20 protein-coding genes are annotated in these 18,400 nt (G+C 59.1%); 5 read left to right on the top strand and 15 right to left on the bottom strand.

Features of this window, described 5'->3' with window-relative positions; translation table 11 throughout:
• Nucleotides 1–34: 34 nt before the first annotated feature.
• Nucleotides 35–1,225, top strand: coding sequence for an osmoprotectant NAGGN system M42 family peptidase (locus LOY36_RS07690; RefSeq protein ID WP_258672840.1), 1,191 nt, complete (start codon nt 35–37; stop codon nt 1,223–1,225).
• Between the two features lie 65 nt (nt 1,226–1,290).
• The gene (locus LOY36_RS07685) at nt 1,291–1,518 is read left to right on the top strand and encodes a YheU family protein (RefSeq protein WP_003199186.1); all 228 of its coding nucleotides are present in this window, start codon (nt 1,291–1,293) and stop codon (nt 1,516–1,518) included.
• Nucleotide 1,519: 1 nt separating this feature from the next.
• Here LOY36_RS07685 and csrA read toward each other — a convergent pair whose 3' ends face one another.
• From csrA to LOY36_RS07670, 3 genes are all read right to left on the bottom strand, one after another.
• On the bottom strand, nt 1,520–1,705 hold the full coding sequence (gene csrA / locus LOY36_RS07680; RefSeq protein ID WP_019650474.1) for a carbon storage regulator CsrA: 186 nt from the start codon (nt 1,703–1,705) through the stop codon (nt 1,520–1,522).
• 153 nt (nt 1,706–1,858) lie between these two features.
• Nucleotides 1,859–2,191: a YnfA family protein gene (locus tag LOY36_RS07675; RefSeq protein ID WP_258672839.1), complete on the bottom strand. Its 333-nt coding sequence runs from the start codon at nt 2,189–2,191 to the stop codon at nt 1,859–1,861.
• 64 nt (nt 2,192–2,255) lie between these two features.
• Complete coding sequence (locus LOY36_RS07670; protein WP_018929879.1) at nt 2,256–3,071, bottom strand: SDR family oxidoreductase; 816 nt, start codon at nt 3,069–3,071, stop codon at nt 2,256–2,258.
• A 288-nt stretch (nt 3,072–3,359) separates the two neighbouring features.
• Here LOY36_RS07670 and LOY36_RS07665 point away from each other — a divergent pair, with 288 nt between their 5' ends.
• A complete protein-coding gene (locus LOY36_RS07665; protein WP_177324963.1) occupies nt 3,360–3,518 on the top strand; it encodes a DUF3309 family protein in 159 nt (52 codons plus the stop codon).
• A 60-nt stretch (nt 3,519–3,578) separates the two neighbouring features.
• Here LOY36_RS07665 and LOY36_RS07660 read toward each other — a convergent pair whose 3' ends face one another.
• The 10 genes from LOY36_RS07660 to LOY36_RS07615 all read right to left on the bottom strand — a co-directional run bounded on the left by LOY36_RS07660 (nt 3,579) and on the right by LOY36_RS07615 (nt 13,168).
• Nucleotides 3,579–5,672: an LTA synthase family protein gene (locus LOY36_RS07660; RefSeq protein WP_019650472.1), complete on the bottom strand. Its 2,094-nt coding sequence runs from the start codon at nt 5,670–5,672 to the stop codon at nt 3,579–3,581.
• Nucleotides 5,673–6,031: 359 nt separating this feature from the next.
• Nucleotides 6,032–6,634: an START domain-containing protein gene (locus LOY36_RS07655; RefSeq protein WP_019582606.1), complete on the bottom strand. Its 603-nt coding sequence runs from the start codon at nt 6,632–6,634 to the stop codon at nt 6,032–6,034.
• A 41-nt stretch (nt 6,635–6,675) separates the two neighbouring features.
• Nucleotides 6,676–6,930 (bottom strand): YkgJ family cysteine cluster protein, encoded by a 255-nt coding sequence (locus LOY36_RS07650; protein WP_007942053.1) that lies wholly within the window; start codon nt 6,928–6,930, stop codon nt 6,676–6,678.
• Nucleotides 6,931–7,097: 167 nt separating this feature from the next.
• Nucleotides 7,098–7,565, bottom strand: coding sequence for a hypothetical protein (locus LOY36_RS07645; RefSeq protein ID WP_026345960.1), 468 nt, complete (start codon nt 7,563–7,565; stop codon nt 7,098–7,100).
• 87 nt (nt 7,566–7,652) lie between these two features.
• Entirely contained in the window at nt 7,653–9,092 is a 1,440-nt protein-coding gene (locus LOY36_RS07640) for a PLP-dependent aminotransferase family protein (RefSeq protein ID WP_258672838.1), read from the bottom strand.
• Nucleotides 9,093–9,390: 298 nt separating this feature from the next.
• On the bottom strand, nt 9,391–10,203 hold the full coding sequence (locus LOY36_RS07635; RefSeq protein ID WP_258672837.1) for an OmpA family protein: 813 nt from the start codon (nt 10,201–10,203) through the stop codon (nt 9,391–9,393).
• On the bottom strand, nt 10,200–10,556 hold the full coding sequence (locus tag LOY36_RS07630; protein ID WP_018929885.1) for a DUF4398 domain-containing protein: 357 nt from the start codon (nt 10,554–10,556) through the stop codon (nt 10,200–10,202). Before LOY36_RS07630 ends, LOY36_RS07635 begins: the two co-directional genes overlap by 4 nt.
• A 9-nt stretch (nt 10,557–10,565) precedes the next feature.
• Nucleotides 10,566–11,393 carry an ABC transporter substrate-binding protein gene (locus LOY36_RS07625; protein ID WP_258672836.1) on the bottom strand — a complete coding sequence of 276 codons (828 nt, stop codon included), beginning with the start codon at nt 11,391–11,393 and terminating at the stop codon, nt 10,566–10,568.
• 93 nt (nt 11,394–11,486) lie between these two features.
• The gene (locus LOY36_RS07620) at nt 11,487–12,416 is read right to left on the bottom strand and encodes an electron transfer flavoprotein subunit alpha/FixB family protein (RefSeq protein WP_019650467.1); all 930 of its coding nucleotides are present in this window, start codon (nt 12,414–12,416) and stop codon (nt 11,487–11,489) included.
• 2 nt (nt 12,417–12,418) lie between these two features.
• The gene (locus LOY36_RS07615) at nt 12,419–13,168 is read right to left on the bottom strand and encodes an electron transfer flavoprotein subunit beta/FixA family protein (protein WP_007903904.1); all 750 of its coding nucleotides are present in this window, start codon (nt 13,166–13,168) and stop codon (nt 12,419–12,421) included.
• A 546-nt stretch (nt 13,169–13,714) separates the two neighbouring features.
• Here LOY36_RS07615 and LOY36_RS07610 point away from each other — a divergent pair.
• Entirely contained in the window at nt 13,715–15,379 is a 1,665-nt protein-coding gene (locus LOY36_RS07610; RefSeq protein WP_258672835.1) for an electron transfer flavoprotein-ubiquinone oxidoreductase, read from the top strand.
• 83 nt (nt 15,380–15,462) lie between these two features.
• Here LOY36_RS07610 and LOY36_RS07605 read toward each other — a convergent pair whose 3' ends face one another.
• The gene (locus LOY36_RS07605; protein ID WP_258672834.1) at nt 15,463–16,353 is read right to left on the bottom strand and encodes an AraC family transcriptional regulator; all 891 of its coding nucleotides are present in this window, start codon (nt 16,351–16,353) and stop codon (nt 15,463–15,465) included.
• A gap of 191 nt (nt 16,354–16,544) precedes the next feature.
• Between LOY36_RS07605 and LOY36_RS07600 the strand changes: the two genes are divergently transcribed.
• The gene (locus LOY36_RS07600) at nt 16,545–17,597 is read left to right on the top strand and encodes an NAD(P)-dependent alcohol dehydrogenase (protein WP_258672833.1); all 1,053 of its coding nucleotides are present in this window, start codon (nt 16,545–16,547) and stop codon (nt 17,595–17,597) included.
• Here LOY36_RS07600 and LOY36_RS07595 read toward each other — a convergent pair.
• The gene (locus LOY36_RS07595) at nt 17,594–18,397 is read right to left on the bottom strand and encodes an IclR family transcriptional regulator (protein WP_018926186.1); all 804 of its coding nucleotides are present in this window, start codon (nt 18,395–18,397) and stop codon (nt 17,594–17,596) included. The two genes, LOY36_RS07600 and LOY36_RS07595, sit on opposite strands and share 4 nt — an antisense overlap.
• Nucleotides 18,398–18,400: the final 3 nt, after the last annotated feature.

Raw genomic sequence — 18,400 nt, 5'->3', positions numbered from 1 at the left:
TGTGTTGTTTGTACCAACACCATCAGGAGTTTCCATGACCAGCAAAATTCCCGAACCGGATCTCGATTACCTGCAAAAAGTCCTGCTGGAAATGCTCGCCATTCCCAGCCCCACCGGGTTCACCGACACCATCGTGCGGTACGTCGCCGAGCGCCTCGAAGAGCTGGGCATTCCCTTTGAAATGACCCGTCGAGGCACCATCCGCGCGACTCTTAAGGGCAAGAAGAACAGTCCGGACCGAGCAGTCTCCGCTCACCTGGATACCATTGGCGCGGCGGTTCGCGCGATCAAGGACAACGGGCGCCTGACCCTGGCGCCCGTCGGCTGCTGGTCCAGCCGTTTTGCCGAGGGCAGCCGCGTCAGCCTGTTCACCGACAACGGCGTGATCCGCGGCAGCGTGTTGCCGCTGATGGCTTCCGGACACGCGTTCAACACCGCCGTGGATGAAATGCCGATCAGCTGGGATCACATCGAATTGCGCCTGGACGCCTATTGCACCACCCGCGCCGATTGCGATTCGCTGGGGATCAGCGTCGGCGATTTCGTCGCCTTCGACCCGTTGCCGGAATTCACCGAAAGCGGCCACATCAGCGCCCGTCACCTCGATGACAAGGCCGGCGTTGCCGCACTGCTGGCGGCCCTGAAAGCAATTGTCGACAGCGGCGAAGAGTTGATGATCGACTGCCATCCGCTGTTCACCATCACCGAGGAAACCGGCAGTGGTGCGGCGGCTGCCCTGCCCTGGGATGTCAGCGAATTCGTCGGCATCGACATCGCGCCGGTCGCGCCCGGCCAGCACTCCAGTGAACACGCAGTGAGCGTGGCGATGCAGGATTCCGGCGGGCCGTATGACTATCATCTGTCGCGGCATCTGCTACGCCTGGCCGCTGACAACGAACTGCCGGCACGTCGGGACCTGTTCCGCTATTACTTCAGCGATGCTCACTCGGCCGTCACCGCCGGCCATGACATTCGCACCGCACTGCTGGCCTTCGGTTGCGACGCCACTCACGGCTACGAACGCACCCACATCGACAGCCTCGCCGCCCTCAGCCGTTTGCTCGGCGCCTACATCCTCAGCCCCCCGGTATTCGCCAGCGATGCACAACCAGCCACAGGATCGCTGGAGCGGTTCAGTCACCAGATCGAGCACGAGACGCAGATGGAAAGCGATACCCGGGTGCCATCGGTGGATAGCCTGCTGGGACAGCGCACAGAAAGCTGAGGCGAACACTGGTGATGTGTTCATATCCGCCGTAGCATCGCGCCAATGTTTAACCGAGGTGCCTTATGCTGATCCCCCACGACCAACTTGAAGTCGACACCCTGACCCGCCTGATCGAGGATTTCGTGACCCGTGACGGCACGGACAACGGCGATGACACGCCGCTGGAAACCCGTGTATTGCGTGTCCGTCAGGCATTGACCAAGGGCCAGGCGCTGATCGTCTTCGATCCGGAAAGCGAGCAATGCCAGTTGATGCTCAAGCACGACGTGCCCAAGCACCTGTTCGACTGAGTCAACGACCTTTGGCTTTTGCCTGTTTGATCTGGATGCGCTCGTAGACTTCGGCGCGGTGTACGTTGACCTGCTGTGGCGCTTCAACACCGAAGCGCACACTGCTTCCGTTGACGGCGAGCACCCGCACGGAAATGTTGTCACCAATGGATATCAATTCGCCCACAACGCGACTGAGTACAAGCATGGCATTCATCCTTCAGGGTTACCGGCCCCTGAAGATGCCCGGCGCAGAGCGGGTCTTCAATGCAACGACCGCAAAACAGTCCCGCCCTACAATGCAGGCTGCATCACCCTGACGGACGTGTCTGACAAACCGCTTGAATGAAGGACCGATCCGTCAGGAAGCGGTAAGGCGCGGGCCAAACAAAATGACACTCGCCCCGAGTACACACAGCGCCACGCCGATCCAGTCCGAGCCCAATGGTCGAATCCGCTCGACCACCGCCAGCCAACCAACCGACGCGATGATGTAGATGCCACCGTAGGCGGCATAGGCGCGACCGGCGTAGTTCGCTTCGACCCGGGTCAGCAGTAGCGCGAATAACGTCAGGCTGAGCAAGGCCGGGATGACCCACCACACGCTTTTACCCTGGCGCAGCCACATCCAGAAAGCGAAGCAGCCGGCGATTTCGAACAGCGCGGCGAGGAAAAACCACAGGTAATTGAGCATGCAAACGTCTCGTGAGGATGACCGATTGCGGCCACCCTAACGACGGTGTTGCGCACGGGCAAGTTCAGCCTGCGTTTTGTTTGGCCTTGGCGCGCATTTTGTCGGCCATCACAGTCATTTCGTTGTAGAGCAGTTGCGGGTCTTTCTGTTTGATTGCCCAGGCCATGCGCCCCTGTTCATGGGGCAGGATCAAGAATTCGCCGGCGGCGACCTGCTGATAGATGTAGTCGGCAATGTCGGCAGCGGTGATCGGCGAGCTTTCCAGCAATTTGCCGACCTGGGCTTTCATGGCCGGGGTCGGGCCACGGAAGGAGTCCAGTAGATTGGTCTGGAAGAACGACGGGCAAACTACATGCACGCTGACTTCCTCGTGGGCCAGTTCAATCAGCAAACTTTCGGACAACGCCACCACACCCGCCTTGGCCACGTTGTAGTTGCTCATGGCCGGGCCTTGCATCAGCGCCGCCATCGAGGCGATGTTGATGATCTTGCCTTTGCTTTTCTCCAGCAGCGGCAGGAAGGCCTTGCAGCCCTTGACCACGCCCATCAGGTTGATCGCGATTTGCCAGTCCCAGTCCTCAAGCGACAACTCACTGAAGAACCCGCCCGAAGCCACACCGGCGTTGTTGACGATGACATCGATGCCGCCGAGCTTCTCTTCGCAGGCCTGGGCGAAGGCGGTCAACTGACTGTAGTCACGCACATCGCAGCGCTGAATGAAGCCGTCACCGCCGGCTTCGCGCACCAACTTGAGGGTTTCCTGCAGACCGGGCTCACTGACATCCGACAAGGCCAGCTGCCAGCCTTCACGCGCCCAGCGCAGCGCGATTTCGCGACCCAGGCCTGAGCCCGCGCCAGTGATCATCATGCGATTTTGCATAGCAAACAGCCTTGTTGTTCCGGGGAAGATGCACCGAGTGTAGCGAAGGATAATGCGCGACCCACGCTCCATCAGAGTGCTGAATGGCCAGCGATGAACCACGGCGCGGTCCGGTTGTTTCAACTTCGAAACGCCGTCAAAGAAATAAGCGCCCCTTCCAAAAACATTAAAAAAACTTGGAATTATTTTTCATTGCCGCGAGTCGGATTTTGTAAGCAGCGCGGATTAATACAGTCCAGCTGAACGGCTGAAACGCCAAGTCAAATCCACAATGCTTCCAGCAAGGAAATAGACATGGGCACAATTCTTATCGTTATTCTTATCCTGTTGCTGATAGGTGGTTTGCCGGTCTTCCCGCACTCCAGAAGTTGGGGTTACGGCCCGTCCGGTATTATCGGCACGGTGTTGGTGGTGCTGTTGATCCTGCTGTTGCTTGGCAAGATATAAAGATTTTACCGGCAAAAAAAAGAGGCCCTGCGAAGGGCCTCTTTTCCATGTCCGGAAAACTTAGTCCGGTTTGCCGTCAACCACACCGGCGGTGTTGTCCAACAGGCTCTTGGTAGCCGTCTGGATGAACGACTCGAGCTTCTGCTTGAGCGCCGCTTCATCAGCCGATGCCGGGATCACTTCACCTTTCGGGTTAGCGCCCAGTTCGTATTGATACAACCTTGGCGGCATCTCTTTAGGCAGTACCAGCACGCGGTCCGCGGTGAGCAAGGCGACCGTCTGATCGCTGCCCGACGGCTTGATCATGCCGAAACCCTTGTCACCTTCCGGCAGGTTCAGCAAGTCACGCCCCCAGCATTGATGAACCACGTCGCCACCCACGCGACCCATGATGGTCGGCACGATGTCGATCTGGGTGCCCACAGTGTGGTCGACCTGACCGAATTTTTCCTGTATGCCCGGCCCGATCATCAGCATCGGCACGTTGAAGCGGCCCAGGTCCATTTCGGTGATCTGTTGTTCATTGCCAAAACCGTGGTCACCGACGATCACGAACAGGGTTTCCTTGAAGTACGGCTCTTTGCGAGCCTTTTCAAAGAACTGACCCAATGCCCAGTCGGAGTAGCGCATGGCGGTCAAGTGTTCGTTGAGGCTGCCACGATCGGTCACGCGCTCCACCGGCAATGGCGTCGGCAAGGCGTATGGCGTGTGGTTGGACAGGGTTTGCAGCAAGGCATAGAACGGTTTCTTGTCCTTGCCGTCGCGGGCTTTCAACTCTTCCAGGCCACGGTTGAACATGTCCTGGTCAGACACGCCCCAGGTCGGGTCGGAGAACACCGGGTTGACGAAGTCATTGCGCCCGATGAAGTTGGTCATGCCCTGGTTGCTGAAGAAGCCCGACTGGTTGTCCCAGGCGAAGTCGCCGTTATAAACATACACATCGTCGTAGCCACGAGTGCTGAGCAACTGTGGCAGGCCGGACAGTTTGTGGCTGCCTTCCGGGGTCTGCATCAGGTATTCGAAACCTGGCAGGTTCGGGAAGCAGGCCATGGTGGCGAACATACCCTGGTGGGTATGGGTGCCGTTGGAGAAGAAACGGTCGAACAACAGACCTTCTTTCGACAGTTTGTCGAAGGAAGGCGTGATCTGGCCCGGACGTCCCAGAGCGCCCACCGAGTGACCGGCGAAGCTTTCCATCAGGATCACCACAACGTTCTTGATCGGCAGTGTCTTGTTGGCGTCGGGGGTGTAGTTGCGGCGCACCGCGGCGCTCTCCGGGTTCACCAGTTTGTCGCTCGGAGTCAGCAGCATATCGCGCACGGTCTGCTGGGCCAGAGGTTGTTCCAGTGTGGCTTTCCAGATGTTGTCGCGCTCTTCGGACATCCGGCTCTTGGCCGCGGCGATCAGCGACAGCGTGCCGTTGAGGCCCAACTGGTTGGCGAAATTGGAGTCGGTGGTGTAAACGTCACCCCAACGCAGCGGCGGGCCTTGACGCAGAGTGCCCCGTGCCGCGACCACGCAGATCATCAGACAGACCACAAACACCACGCCGCGCACATACCACGGAGCGACCTGGCGCGTGCCGATGCTGCCACCACTGAACGGCCCGCGAGGACGTGTGGCGCGGTCGGCGCCCTTGAACGCGAGGGTCAGAATCAACGTGCCCACACCCCAGGCCAACAGGTAGCGAACTACCGGAAAACCGTACCAGAGCATGCTCATCACGGTTTTCGGGTCTTCTTTCACATACTGGAAGACCAGGCCGTTTAGGCGCTGGTGGAACTCGCGGTAAAAGTCCATCTCCATCAGGCCGAGGAACAACGCGATACTCGAGGCAATGGTCAACCAGAGCCGGAAGAACCCGCGGGCCGCCATGGCCCGGGCGCTGAACAGGGCCAGCAGCAGCGGAACGCTGAGGTAAACCACCAGGCGCAAGTCGAAACGCAGGCCATTGGCGAACGCTTCCAGGAAGGTCGAAGCCGGTGTGTCGAGGATCATCGAGCGGTTGTAGACCAGCAGCGCGACGCGCAGCAGGCTGAACATGACCATCATGATCAGGGCGCACAACAGTGTGTAGGCCAGATGCGATTTGACGGTCGGTTGCAGCAGGCGACTAGTAGCTCGCTGCTGATTCAGGGCGTCCGGGTTTGCCATGTCGTTTTAGGACCCATTGGAAGTTGAAGTTACAAAAATACAGTGGCGCCTTGCCCTCTGTTGGCCATCCTCGGCCCCGGGGCGTGCGCGGTGCGCAAATGTTGCACGATCAACAGCTGCATTGCCATTGATTACTGCCCGACAGCCCAACTGTCGCTTGTAGCGCTCTGGGACAAGAGGCGTGGCGCAAAGTTGCGGGGTTGACTCGTTGAGGCGAGAGCGAATTGTCTTGGAGACTTTGTGAAAATTTTGTTCAACGCATATCCGGAAACAAAATAAAGCCAGCCCTTGGTAAAAAACGCAAACGCCCCGATCAAGTCGGGGCGTTGTTCAACAGGTCGTATCAACTGGATACGCGGTTACTTCTCGGCGCGTTCTTTCAGGGCTTTGAGAGTATTGAATGGCGCATCGACCACGAACTTGTTGGCCAACCACGACGGCACGCTGCCACCTGGATCAGTGTGGACCTGATACGTCACTTCGACTTGATCGCCTTTGGGCACGAACTTCCAGAAACCCTTGACCTGGGCAACCCGTACAAAACCTTTTTCTTCCGGAAGGTACTTCGGCTGCCCTTCCAGCTCGCGGGTCAGGCTGCCATCGGCGCCGTCAACGGTGGTGACATGCAATACCGAATCGCGAGAAGTCACCGGCCACGGTGTATTGAACTGAGTGTAGGTCCAGCTCTGGTTGCCTTCATGCTTGAGCAGCTTCTGGACCTTGCACTCGTGAATCCAGGCGCAGGCTCCCGGAACATCTTCCTGCAGTGCACGCAGTTTGGCCATGGTGGTCTTCATGATCGTTACACCACGGTAAGCCTTGTATTGGGAACCGGCCACCTCACTCAAGGACACCTTGATGCCATCTTCGTCCTTGGCGGTTTTCCAGTCTTCGGCCTGGGCCGTGGAGGCCAGCAAAACCGTCAAACCACACAGCACAGCGATACGATGCAGCGAACCCATAGTCTTATTCCTTATTGTTGAAGTTCCGTTCGTTGAACACATCACGCGGCCGTCATTTGCTCCCACCAGCCCAGCAATTTGATCGCTTCGTCGCGGCTGCTTCCGCAAACCTCGACATCGGCCTCAAACGCCGAACACACCGCGGGACGTTCCGGCTTGCCGAAAATGCTGCACAGGTTATCGGCAGACAGTTGTACGCATCGTTCTCCGGCGGCTTTGCCATTGGGCATGCCGGGAATCGGCGAACTGATGGAAGGGGCAATGCAACAGGCGCCACAGCCTTCACGGCATCTCATGACGACAAGCTCCTCGCGACGAGCAATGTGTTAAAGGGACGTGGCACAGAGTAACGGCTAAAACAGTTGTTTTAAATTACCCGGGCCCGGGTTTTTACGCTCAAACGAACGTGACTGACCAGTCTCCGACAAAGCGTCTGTTTCGCGGGTCACGAACAGGGGGAAATTTACTGCTTGAACTCGAATTCCAGCGCCGCGCCTTCAACGTCCCGGCGCTCTTCATTGCGCCGTTGCAGCTGCATTTCGTTGCTGATCAGGCGACCGTTCAGCTGAAACGGACTGCTTTTGCCGCCGAACATTTGCGGCAACACCGCATCGTGTCGAGGCAACGGTACCGTGCCGACCGGTTTCAATTCATCGACCTTATCCTTGGGCAAGCTCAAGTCGAGATTGGCGGGAGGGAGTTTGGTCTTCAGCGCTTCACTGGCTGGTTTTGACTTGGAAGCAATGGGAGAACGCTTTTTGACCGGTGCAGCCTTCTTTGTGGCCGGAGTGGTTTTTATGACAGTCGCCGGTTTTTTCGCGGTTGCAGCGGCTGTCGGTTTTTCCTGGACGGAAGCCGCCATGACACCTTCCGCATGACAAGTCATCAACAGGCAGATCAATAACCAGGCAGAAGGAAAAATCGGCTTCATGGACCCAACGACGCGAACGGCAGAAGGTTATATGCTCGCCTGTTGGAGGCGACAAGACAAGCGGGCAGTTCATAACTGCCCGGCAGGTTAAAAACCGCTCGTCGTCTCTTGGCAAAGTTGCGTTGCCAGCAACCCCAGCGTCATCAATGCACGCTCGGCCTCGCGGTTCCAGGGGATGCCACAGTTCAGGCGAATGCAGTGATTGAACTGTTCGGTGTTACTGAAAATCAGCCCCGGCGCAATGCTGATGCCCTGCTGCAGCGCACGCACATGCAACTCTTGCGTATTGACCCGCCCCGGCAGACTGACCCACAGAATGAAACCGCCGGTAGGCCGGGTCATCTGTGTGCCTTCCGGAAAGTATTGCTGCACTGCCAGTTGGAAAGCGCTGAGGTTCTTGCGGTACTCCTGACGGATGTAACGCAAATGCCGGTCGTACCCGCCGTTCTCCAGATAGGCCGCAATGCCCATTTGCGTGACACTGCAGGCCGAATGCGTGCTGAAGGTCTGCAAGCGCTGGATTTCCGACTGGTACTTGCCGGCAATCATCCAGCCGATGCGCACGCCGGGCGACAGGGTTTTGGAGAAGCTGGAGCAATAAATCACCCGATCCAGCCGGTCATAGGCCTTGAGCGATTTGGTGCGGCCCTGCTCGAACATCAGCTCGCCGTAAATATCGTCTTCGACGATCTGGATATCGAAATCCGAAGCCAGGCGCAGCAGTTGTTTCTGCCGCTCTTCAGGCATGGTGCCGCCCAAGGGATTGCTCAGGCGCGTGGTCAGCACCAGTGCCTTGATCGACCACTGGTTGGCCGCCAATTGCAAGGCTTCGAGGCTCATGCCGGTGGCCGGATCGCTGGGGATCTCGATGACTTTCAGCCCCAGCAGGTCGGCCAGTTGCAGCAAACCGTAATAGGTCGGCGACTCGGCGGCGATCAGATCGCCCGGCCGGGTCAATACACGCAGAGACATCTGCAACGCATCGACGCAGCCGTGGGTGATTACCACTTCCGACGGATCAACCACCACGCCGGCATCGCGCATGCGGATCGCCACTTGCCGACGCAACGGCTCGAAACCAGGGCTGAACATGTAGCTGAACGCCCGCGGACTATGGAAACGGGTGACTTTGGCCAGTTGCTGATGCAGTGCCCGCACCGGCAGATAATCGACACTCGGTACAGCCGCGCCCAACGGGAACACGCCTTCGCGGCGGGATTCGACCAGGACTTGCTGAATGATGCTGCTGCGGGTGACCAGGCCTGGGCGCTCGACCCGGGCGATGTCCGGGGTCGGTGCCGTCAGGGCGGGCGTCTGGTGCACGTAGTAACCGGATTGCGGCCGGGCACGGATCAGCCCTTGATCTTCAAGGTTGGCGTAGGCCTGCAACACCGTCGCATGGCTGACGTTGAGCTGCGAGCTCATCTTGCGCACTGAAGGCACGCGCTCTCCCGGCTGATAGACGCCGCGGCGGATGTCTTCGGCCAGTTGCTGAGCAATACGTTGATAGAGCAAGAGATTGGTCATGACGCAGCACTCGATTTCACGGGCATTTTATTCTTGTGTGAAACAATACCGGAACAGTTTAGAAGTGTACTGGGACAGTTAATACAATAGTCGACCATACAGTGCGGTGTCAGCAAAAACTGTACTGTTTTAACGACGCATTTGACGGGCGCAAAAAAACCCGGCGCTGCTGAGCAGGCCGGGTCGTAGGAGCTGTCGAGTGAAACGAGGCTGCGATCTTTCCAGGCCCACTTGAGTCCCAAGCGAAAGATCAAAAGATCGCAGGCTTCGCCAGCTCCTACAGGATTTCTGGCAGTCCTTAACGAGCCGCGCCGAGCTGGCCTTTTTCGTCGGAGAACACAATTTCCACCCGACGGTTCTGTGCACGACCGCGCTCGGAAGCGTTGGCGTCCACCGGGTACTCATCGCCGTACCCTTCAACCTGGATGCGTTTGTCGTCGATGCCCAGGTCCGTCAATACGTCAGCCACCGACTGCGCCCGGTCGCGGGACAGCTTGAGGTTTTCCTGTTTACCGCCAGTGCTGTCGGTGTAGCCCTCGATCCGCACCACACGCCTGGGGTTGAGCTGCAGGAACTGGACGATCTTCAACACCACGCGGTTCGCCGAGCTCTTCAGCTCCGCCTCACCGGTATCGAACAGCACATCACCCAGGGTCATCACCAGACCACGGTCAGTCTGGGTGGTCGCCAGCGCCACGATCTGCTCTTCGAGCCACTTGCCCTGTTGCTGCACGCTGAGCAACTTGGACTCACGCAGCGCCAATTGCAGGCGCTGACGCTCGAGTTCGAGCTTCGCTGCGCGCTCTTCGTTGAGCACTTGATTGGTGTGTTCCCGGGCGATTTCGCTGTAGCGCTGGCTCAGGTAGGCGTAATGCGCCACGTCCGAACCGCTGCCCCAGTAGCTGGACAGTCGATCGGCGCGGGCCAGGGACTCGCCGGCACGGATCACGTCCTTGGGCGCGATACGCAACACGTTGGAGTCTTCCTTGACCTTCTGGAAGTCGGCACCGGCCTGCTGCAACGCAGCTTCGCTGTGTTGACCGGCGCAGCCATAAAGGCTTGCGCAGCCGGCCAGGATCAAGCCGCCGAGTGCTTTGGTCTTCAGGTTCATTGGGCATCTCCCAGTTGCTTGCGCAGGCGGGTGATGCGGGTATTGAGCACGTTCAACTGCTCCTCGCTCTTGTGGGTCAGGACCCGGGCTTCGGCCAGGCGCGCGTCCAGCTCGGCCTGCTCGGCCCGCATGCGCGCATTCTTGAAGGACTGGTCGGCCATGTTGCCCTTGGCACGGTTGAACTTGTCCTGGGCCAGTTTCAGCTCCGGCACTTCCTCGGCGGTAGCGCCCACGGCCTTGGCTTGTTCGAGGGCCTGTTCGGTCAGGCGTATTTGTTCATTCGGCGCCGGATCGGCTGCACAACCCGCCAGAGCCAGAACGGCCAGGGCAGCGAAAAGAGGTCGAATACTCACTAAAAATCCCTACTGTTTTGGGGTACTGACAGGTTGTGGCTGCGGTTGTGAGCCTTGCGCTTTCCAACGCTCGATATTGCGCAGCAACGCAGCTTCCGTCAGTCCGGACGCGGGCAATTCTGTCATCTTTTTGGCCAGCTGTCCGCGCAACCAAGGATCGTTACAGGCGGAGTTATGGGAAACCGCGAGGTACAGGCCGGGTTTGTCGATGGGTTGTGGGTGGGCCATCAAGTCATTGGCCATCCCCAGCGTTTGCACCATGGCCATGCCCGAGTAGCGACCGGCGAGGACAAACTCCACCTCGCCCAGCAGCAATTTCTGAAAGGCCTGAGTCAGATTGGGTGTGCGCACGAGGGTCAATTGCTGCTCGGCGAAAGTGCCGAATGAAGGGCTCACTCGAGCCTTTTCCGACAACGCGCCGGGATGACCGTGGAGGTCCTGCGCTTCGTTGTAAACCAATAACGAGTCGTTGCGAGTCCAGACCAGATAATCGTTTTCCAGCAGCGCAGGATGGATGTAATCCAGATTTTCCAGCTCTGTGACCATCAACGGCGCATCGGCCAACATGTCCATGCGCCCGCTACGCACTTCATCCAGGGCCTGGGAGCGTTTACCGGCATAGAGCAGCTCGACCTTGATGCCCAACTCCCCCGCCACTTGTTGCAATAAATCAGCACTGGCGCCAATCAGGTGCTTAGGGTTTTGCGGGTCTTGCCACAGGTACGGCGGCGCGTCGGGACTGCCGGTCACGATCAGGCGCTCGCACTTGCCCGCGGCAAACGACAGCCCTGGCAATAGCGATAATCCCAGCAAGCCCCATACAAGGCGCAGATCCATGGCCAAACACTCCTCTCAATCCCGGATATGCCAACAAAAGCACAAAAAAAGCCCGACCAAAAGGCCGGGCTCTTTATAAGTCAAGCCGCCGGATTAGACCAGCTTCTCGAACTCAGGGATGGCTTCGAACAGGTCTGCCACCAGGCCGTAATCGGCCACCTGGAAGATCGGCGCTTCTTCGTCCTTGTTGATCGCCACGATCACCTTGGAGTCTTTCATGCCGGCCAGGTGCTGGATCGCGCCGGAGATACCGACGGCGATGTACAGCTGTGGCGCAACGATCTTGCCGGTCTGACCGACCTGCATGTCGTTGGGTACGAAACCTGCGTCAACCGCAGCGCGCGAAGCACCAACGGCGGCGCCCAGCTTGTCGGCCAGGGCGTACAGGTGTTTGAAGTTGTCACCGTTCTGCATGCCACGACCACCGGAAACGACGATCTTGGCAGCGGTCAGTTCCGGACGATCGGACTTGGCCAGTTCTTCGTTGACGAAGCTGGAAGTGCCGGCGTTGTGAATAGCGGCAACAGCTTCAACAGCGGCCGAACCACCTTCGGCAGCCACCGGGTCGAAACCGGTAGCCCGCACGGTGATCACTTTCACTGCAGCATTCGATTGCACAGTAGCGATGGCGTTACCGGCGTAGATCGGACGCTTGAAGGTATCGGCGCTTTCTACCGAGATGATCTCGGAGATCTGGTCAACGTCCAGCTGGGCGGCGACGCGCGGCAGGATGTTTTTGCCGTTGGAAGTGGCGGCAGCCAGGATGTGGCTGTAGCCCTTGCCCAACTCGGCTACCAGTGGAGCAACATTTTCCGGCAGCTGATGCGCGTAAGCAGCATTGTCAGCGTTCAGGACTTTGCTCACGCCAGCGATTTTCGCAGCGGCTTCAACCACGGCGCCAGCGCCCTGGCCTGCAACCAGAACGTGGATGTCGCCACCGATCTTGGCGGCAGCAGCAACGGTGTTCAGCGTGGCCGGGGCCAGCACTTTGTTGTCGTGTTCGGCGATTACCAAGATAGTCATGATTAGATTACCTTCGCTTCGTTTTTCAGTTTCTCGACCAGTTCAGCCACCGACTTGACCTTGATACCCGCGCTGCGTGCAGCTGGCGCTTCGACTTTCAGGGTCTTGTTGGTGGAGGCGGTGGAAACGCCCAAAGCGTCCGGAGTCAGCACTTCGAGAGGCTTCTTCTTGGCTTTCATGATGTTTGGCAGGGACGCGTAGCGCGGCTCGTTCAAACGCAGGTCGGTGGTGACGATGGCCGGCAGTTTCAGGGAAACCGTCTGCGCGCCGCCGTCGATTTCGCGGGTCACGGCAACTGTATCGCCGGACACTTCGACTTTCGACGCGAACGTGCCCTGACCGTAGCCGCTCAATGCCGCGAGCATCTGGCCAGTCTGGTTGTTGTCGCTGTCGATGGCTTGTTTACCGAGGATCACCAGCTGTGGCTGCTCCTTGTCGACCACGGCCTTGAGCAGCTTGGCCACGGCCAGGGAAGTCAGATCTTCAGCGGATTCGACGAGGATGGCGCGGTCGGCACCCAGAGCCAGCGCGGTGCGCAGTTGCTCTTGAGCGGTGGATGGGCCGATGGAGACGACGACGATTTCAGTCGCCACGCCTTTCTCTTTCAGACGTACGGCTTCTTCCACTGCGATTTCGCAGAACGGGTTCATCGACATCTTGACGTTGGCGAGGTCGACGCCGGAATTGTCCGCCTTGACGCGAACCTTGACGTTGTAATCCACAACGCGTTTGACAGCTACAAGAACCTTCATGGATTCCTCGTTACTCTCCGGTGAAAAGAAAGTCGCCTAGGCGAACCTGGCGGTTGATGCTCATCGGCGCAAGGGCACCTCTAAAAACGCTGGCAGATGTATCGGGTGAACCTTGCTCACGAGGCTGATGACCGTTCGTCAGTGGTGACCGACAAGTCATTCATTACCGTGGCGTGTAAACTGCGCGCGATACCTGCGCGGCGCTTCACCTTGTACTGCCATCGCCCTGTCTTTAGAGGTGCTCTTGAAACCTGTATTCAGCCTACGGCGAGCGCAAAACCGCCCGTATCTTGACCGGAACACCTATTCCGGTCAATACGGCAAAATGGCCAGTCATAAGCCGCGTGACTTTGATTTATCTGGCTTTGAGCCGATTCAAACAAACGTTTGTATTGGACGCTAAGAGTGGTGTAGATATAATGCGCCACCCAAAGAGAAAGGTGGTTCATCGATTGTCCTCTGTGCCGCACTATGGGGAATTCATGAATGCGACACCCAACCTCCAATTAGAAAAAAAACTGTTGAGCCTTGAGTAGGAGATAGCCTGTGGAACGCGAATACATGGAATTCGACGTGGTCATCGTCGGTGCCGGCCCCGCTGGCCTGTCCGCCGCCTGCCGTTTGAAGCAGAAGGCCGCCGAAGCCGGTAAGGAAATCAGCGTCTGCGTGGTCGAAAAAGGCTCCGAAGTCGGCGCTCATATCCTGTCCGGTGCCGTGTTCGAACCACGGGCCCTGAATGAACTGTTCCCGGACTGGAAAGAGCTCGGCGCGCCGCTGAACACGCCAGTCACCCGCGATGACATCTTCGTTCTGAAAAACGCTGACAGCGCGCAGAAGATTCCAGACCTCTTTGTGCCCAAGACCATGCACAACGAAGGTAACTACATCATCTCCCTGGGCAACCTGTGCCGCTGGCTGGCCCAGCAGGCCGAGAACCTGGGCGTGGAAATCTACCCGGGCTTCGCCGCTCAGGAAGCGCTGTTCGACGAGAACGGCGTGGTTCGCGGGATCATCACCGGCGATCTGGGCGTTGACCGCGAAGGCAATCCGAAGGAAGGCCTGTACACCCCAGGCATGGAACTGCGCGCCAAGTACACGCTGTTCGCCGAAGGTTGCCGCGGCCACATCGGCAAGCAGCTGATCAAGCGTTTCAACCTCGACAGCGAAGCCGATGCCCAGCATTACGGCATCGGCCTGAAAGAAATCTGGGAAATCGACCCGGCCAAACACCAGCCAGGCCTGGTGGTCCACACCGCCGGCTGGCCGCTGGACATCATGGGCACCGAGAACACCGGTGGCTCGTTCCTCTATCACCTGGAAAACAACCAGGTGGTGGTCGGTCTGATCGTCGATCTTTCCTACAGCAACACCTTCCTGTCGCCGTTCGACGAGTTCCAGCGCCTCAAGCATCACCCGGTGCTCAAGCAATACCTGGAAGGCGGCAAGCGCGTCAGCTACGGCGCTCGCGCCATCTGCAAAGGCGGCCTGAACTCGCTGCCGAAAATGGTCTTCAAGGGCGGCGCTCTGATCGGTTGCGACCTCGGCACCCTGAACTTCGCCAAGATCAAGGGCAGCCACACGGCGATGAAGTCCGGCATGCTCGCCGCTGACGCCGTGGCCGATGCGCTGTTCGCTGATCTGGACGGCACGCAAGAGCTGACTACTTACGTCGACGCCTTCAAGAAGAGCTGGCTCTACGACGAACTGTTCGCCAGCCGCAACTTCGGCCCGGCGATCCACAAGTTCGGCGCCATTGTCGGCGGTGGTTTCAACTGGATCGACCAGAACATCTTCGGCGGCAAACTGCCGTTCACTTTGCACGACACCAAGCCGGATTATGCGTGCCTGAAACTGGCGGCCGACTGCAAGAAGATCGACTACCCGAAACCGGACGGCAAGCTCAGCTTCGACAAGCTCAGCTCGGTGTTCATCTCCGGTACCAACCACGAAGAAGAGCAGCCGTGCCACCTGAAGCTGGCCGACGCGAGCATCCCGATCAGCAAGAACCTGCCGCTGTACGATGAACCTGCCCAACGTTACTGCCCGGCCGGCGTGTACGAAGTGGTCACCCAGGAAGACGGCGAGAAGCGCTTCCAGATCAACGCCCAGAACTGTGTTCACTGCAAGACCTGCGACATCAAGGACCCTGCACAGAACATCACCTGGGTGGCACCGGAAGGCGCCGGCGGCCCGACTTACCCGAACATGTAAGTCGATCGCTTGAACAACAAGGCTCCCTGAACGGGGGCCTTTTTGTTGCCCGCAATTCAAACGTCACCACAAGAACCTGTGGATCAGGCAGCGCGCTCATCCCCCGGATTACGCTCGAAGTAGCGCTTGTACTCACGGCTGAACTGCGACGTGCTCTGATACCCCACCCGATGCGCCACCTGGGCCACGCCCAATCCTTCGCCCTGCAGCAAGCGCTGGGCCTTGAGCAAGCGCAAACGCTTCAGATACTGCACTGGCGACAACAAAGTGCAGCGTTTGAAATGCTCATGAAACGTCGACGCGCTCATGTTCGCGCAACTGGCCAGGGCGTCGACGTTCAGCGGCTCGGTGTAATGGGCATGCAGATGGCTCAGGGAGGCCGCGATCCGGGCGAACTGCCCCTGTTGCTCCACCAGCGCCCGCAATACATCGGCTTGCGGCCCACGCAAGGCGACGAACAACAACTCACGCAATCGCGCCTGTCCCATAACCTGGCTCTCCAGCGGGTCGTGCAGACAGCGCAACAGCCGTTCAACACAACCACGCATCGCATCATCGAGCACCGCCGAAGTCATGGACTCTGGCGTCTGCGCCGCGATACAGCGCCCCGACGCCAGCCCCATGGCCAGCACCAACTCACCGAGCAACACCCGGTCAATGGCGATGGAAATGCCCAGCATCGGGCCATCGGGCGCGGAAAACGTCTCGCACTCGAACGGCACCGGCAGCGCTTGAATCAAATAATGCCCGGCGCCGTACTCCAGAGTACGCGACCCCAGATACGCCAACTTGCTGCCCTGGGCGATGATGACCAGGCTTGGCTCGTAGATTTGCGGGCCACGGGCCAAATCACAACTGGCCCGCAAAATCTGCACGCCCGGCAACGCGGTAGGCGTGAAACCATCGCGGGTGGTCAGCGGCTGGATCAGCGAAACCAGCGTGGCATTGGCATCGAGATGACGGGTCAACAACATGGAGAGCTCTTCACAAAAAAGTCGCGAAAAAAGGGATGAAAACATCATCGCAGGTCTGAACGCCAATGCGGCCAATCAACGGCGCATACCGGAGGATTAGGCATGACACCCGGAGGAATCGCCATGGCCGGTCACCCGTGCGGTGCCCAGAATGGCTCGCCTCACCTGTCACTGCTTTTGCGAGGTTCACTATGTACACCGCCATCGGATACGCCGCTCAGTCGCCCACCACTCCCCTCGCCCCGATGAAATTCGAACGCCGCAGTCAACGGCCCGACGACGTCGCAATCGAGATTCTCTACTGCGGCGTCTGCCATTCCGACATCCACCAGGCGCGCAACGAGTGGGGCATTGCGGTTTACCCGCTGATGCCCGGCCATGAGATCGTCGGCAAAGTGACCGCCGTCGGCGCGAACGTTACTAAACACAAAGTCGGCGATCTGGTCGGCGTCGGTTGCATGGTCGACTCGTGCCGCCATTGCGAAGCCTGCCAGGCCGATCTGGAGCAATACTGCCTCGAAGGCCCGACCATGACGTACGCCACCCCGGACCGGGTCGATGGCAGCAACACGATGGGCGGTTACTCCGACAGCATCGTGGTCAGCGAGCACTTTGTCGTGCGCATCCCCGAGAAGCTCGACCTGGCCAGCGCCGCGCCGATTCTATGTGCCGGCATCACCACCTACTCGCCGCTCAAGCACTACGGCGTGAAGGCCGGTGACAAGGTCGGGATTCTTGGCATGGGCGGTCTCGGTCACATGGGGATCAAGTTCGCCAAGGCGATGGGCGCTGAGGTGACCTTGTTCACCCGCTCGGCGAGCAAAGCTGAAGAAGGTCGTCGCCAAGGTGCGGACCACGTGATCGTGTCCACCGATGCCGAACAGATGAAGGCCGCCGCCGGACAATTCGACTTCCTGCTGGACACCATTCCGGTGCAACACGACCTCAACCCCTACCTCGATACCCTGCGTTTCGACGGCGTGCACATTCTGGTGGGCTTGATCGAGCCGATCGATCCGCCGGTGCATGCTGCCAAACTGGTATTGGGTCGTCGCATACTGGCCGGCTCACTGATCGGCGGCATCGCCGAAACCCAGGAAGTACTGGACTTCTGCGCCGAGCACGGCATCTCCTGCGACATCGAAATGCTCGACATCCGTCAGATCAACGAGGCTTACACCCGCATGATCGCCGGTGACGTGAAATACCGCTTCGTGATCGACATGGCGACGCTGAAACTCTAAACCTTCAGGCCCAATTCCGCCGACAGCCGGGCTGTGACCCCTTTGATCAGGGGAATCAGCTCGGCCATTTTTTCCAGTGGCATGTACGGCACGGTGCTGGCGATGCTGATGCCGGCGACAATGCGCTTGCTGGCATCGCGGATCGGCGCCGCCACGCAGCGAATCGACGGTTCGTTGTCCTCCAGGTCGAAGGCGTAGCCGCCGGCCACGTACTCGATCATGCGCTGCTGAAACTGTTCCCAGGATTGCTCCGGGTGCTGCGGCCAGAACTGATTTTTCCCACCCACCGGCAAGCTGATTTCATACAGCCGTTGCCATTCTTCCTGCGAGTCATCAAGCATCAGCGCCTTACCGATCCCGGTACGCGCCAACGGCATGCGATGGCCGACCCGCGAACGCATTTCCGGGCCATTGCGCCCCGGATTCTTGAGCAGGTACAGCACCTCGTCGCCTTCACGAATCGCCAGGTGAATGGTGTCGCCGGTCAACGCCGACAACTCATCCAGATACGGCCCGGCCAACGTCACCAGCGGCAGCTCTTCGCGCGCCTGAAAACCCAGCTCGATCAGTTTCGGCCCCAACAGATAGCCGACCTGCGGCACTACCCGCAGATAACGCTCGTCCACCAGGCAACTGGCCAGACGATGGGTGGTGCTGCGCGTCGTGCCGATCAGTCGGGCGATTTCCTTGAGATCGCGGGCGCCACTGGCCACCGCCTGCACCACACCCAGGCCACGAAGCAGTGTCTGGGTGCCGGTCGGCGCGGCGTCCTTGGCGATTTTTGGGGCGTCTTCCTGCATATC

The organism is Pseudomonas sp. B21-019, assembly GCF_024749225.1.
GTDB lineage: Bacteria > Pseudomonadota > Gammaproteobacteria > Pseudomonadales > Pseudomonadaceae > Aquipseudomonas.
Note: the sequence above shows the minus strand (reverse complement) of the source record. Positions and strands in the feature narration are given on the sequence as shown.

Bases quoted from the DNA above. Each gene is read 5' to 3' on its own strand.
- LOY36_RS07690 (WP_258672840.1), top strand. From the start codon at position 35: ATGACCAGCAAAATTCCCGAACCGGATCTCGATTACCTGCAAAAAGTC.
- LOY36_RS07685 (WP_003199186.1), top strand. From the start codon at position 1,291: ATGCTGATCCCCCACGACCAACTTGAAGTCGACACCCTGACCCGCCTG.
- csrA (WP_019650474.1), bottom strand. From the start codon at position 1,705: ATGCTTGTACTCAGTCGCGTTGTGGGCGAATTGATATCCATTGGTGAC.
- LOY36_RS07675 (WP_258672839.1), bottom strand. From the start codon at position 2,191: ATGCTCAATTACCTGTGGTTTTTCCTCGCCGCGCTGTTCGAAATCGCC.
- LOY36_RS07670 (WP_018929879.1), bottom strand. From the start codon at position 3,071: ATGCAAAATCGCATGATGATCACTGGCGCGGGCTCAGGCCTGGGTCGC.
- LOY36_RS07660 (WP_019650472.1), bottom strand. From the start codon at position 5,672: ATGGCAAACCCGGACGCCCTGAATCAGCAGCGAGCTACTAGTCGCCTG.
- LOY36_RS07655 (WP_019582606.1), bottom strand. From the start codon at position 6,634: ATGGGTTCGCTGCATCGTATCGCTGTGCTGTGTGGTTTGACGGTTTTG.
- LOY36_RS07650 (WP_007942053.1), bottom strand. From the start codon at position 6,930: ATGAGATGCCGTGAAGGCTGTGGCGCCTGTTGCATTGCCCCTTCCATC.
- LOY36_RS07645 (WP_026345960.1), bottom strand. From the start codon at position 7,565: ATGAAGCCGATTTTTCCTTCTGCCTGGTTATTGATCTGCCTGTTGATG.
- LOY36_RS07640 (WP_258672838.1), bottom strand. From the start codon at position 9,092: ATGACCAATCTCTTGCTCTATCAACGTATTGCTCAGCAACTGGCCGAA.
- LOY36_RS07635 (WP_258672837.1), bottom strand. From the start codon at position 10,203: ATGAACCTGAAGACCAAAGCACTCGGCGGCTTGATCCTGGCCGGCTGC.
- LOY36_RS07625 (WP_258672836.1), bottom strand. From the start codon at position 11,393: ATGGATCTGCGCCTTGTATGGGGCTTGCTGGGATTATCGCTATTGCCA.
- LOY36_RS07620 (WP_019650467.1), bottom strand. From the start codon at position 12,416: ATGACTATCTTGGTAATCGCCGAACACGACAACAAAGTGCTGGCCCCG.
- LOY36_RS07615 (WP_007903904.1), bottom strand. From the start codon at position 13,168: ATGAAGGTTCTTGTAGCTGTCAAACGCGTTGTGGATTACAACGTCAAG.
- LOY36_RS07605 (WP_258672834.1), bottom strand. From the start codon at position 16,353: ATGTTGTTGACCCGTCATCTCGATGCCAATGCCACGCTGGTTTCGCTG.
- LOY36_RS07600 (WP_258672833.1), top strand. From the start codon at position 16,545: ATGTACACCGCCATCGGATACGCCGCTCAGTCGCCCACCACTCCCCTC.
- LOY36_RS07595 (WP_018926186.1), bottom strand. From the start codon at position 18,397: ATGCAGGAAGACGCCCCAAAAATCGCCAAGGACGCCGCGCCGACCGGC.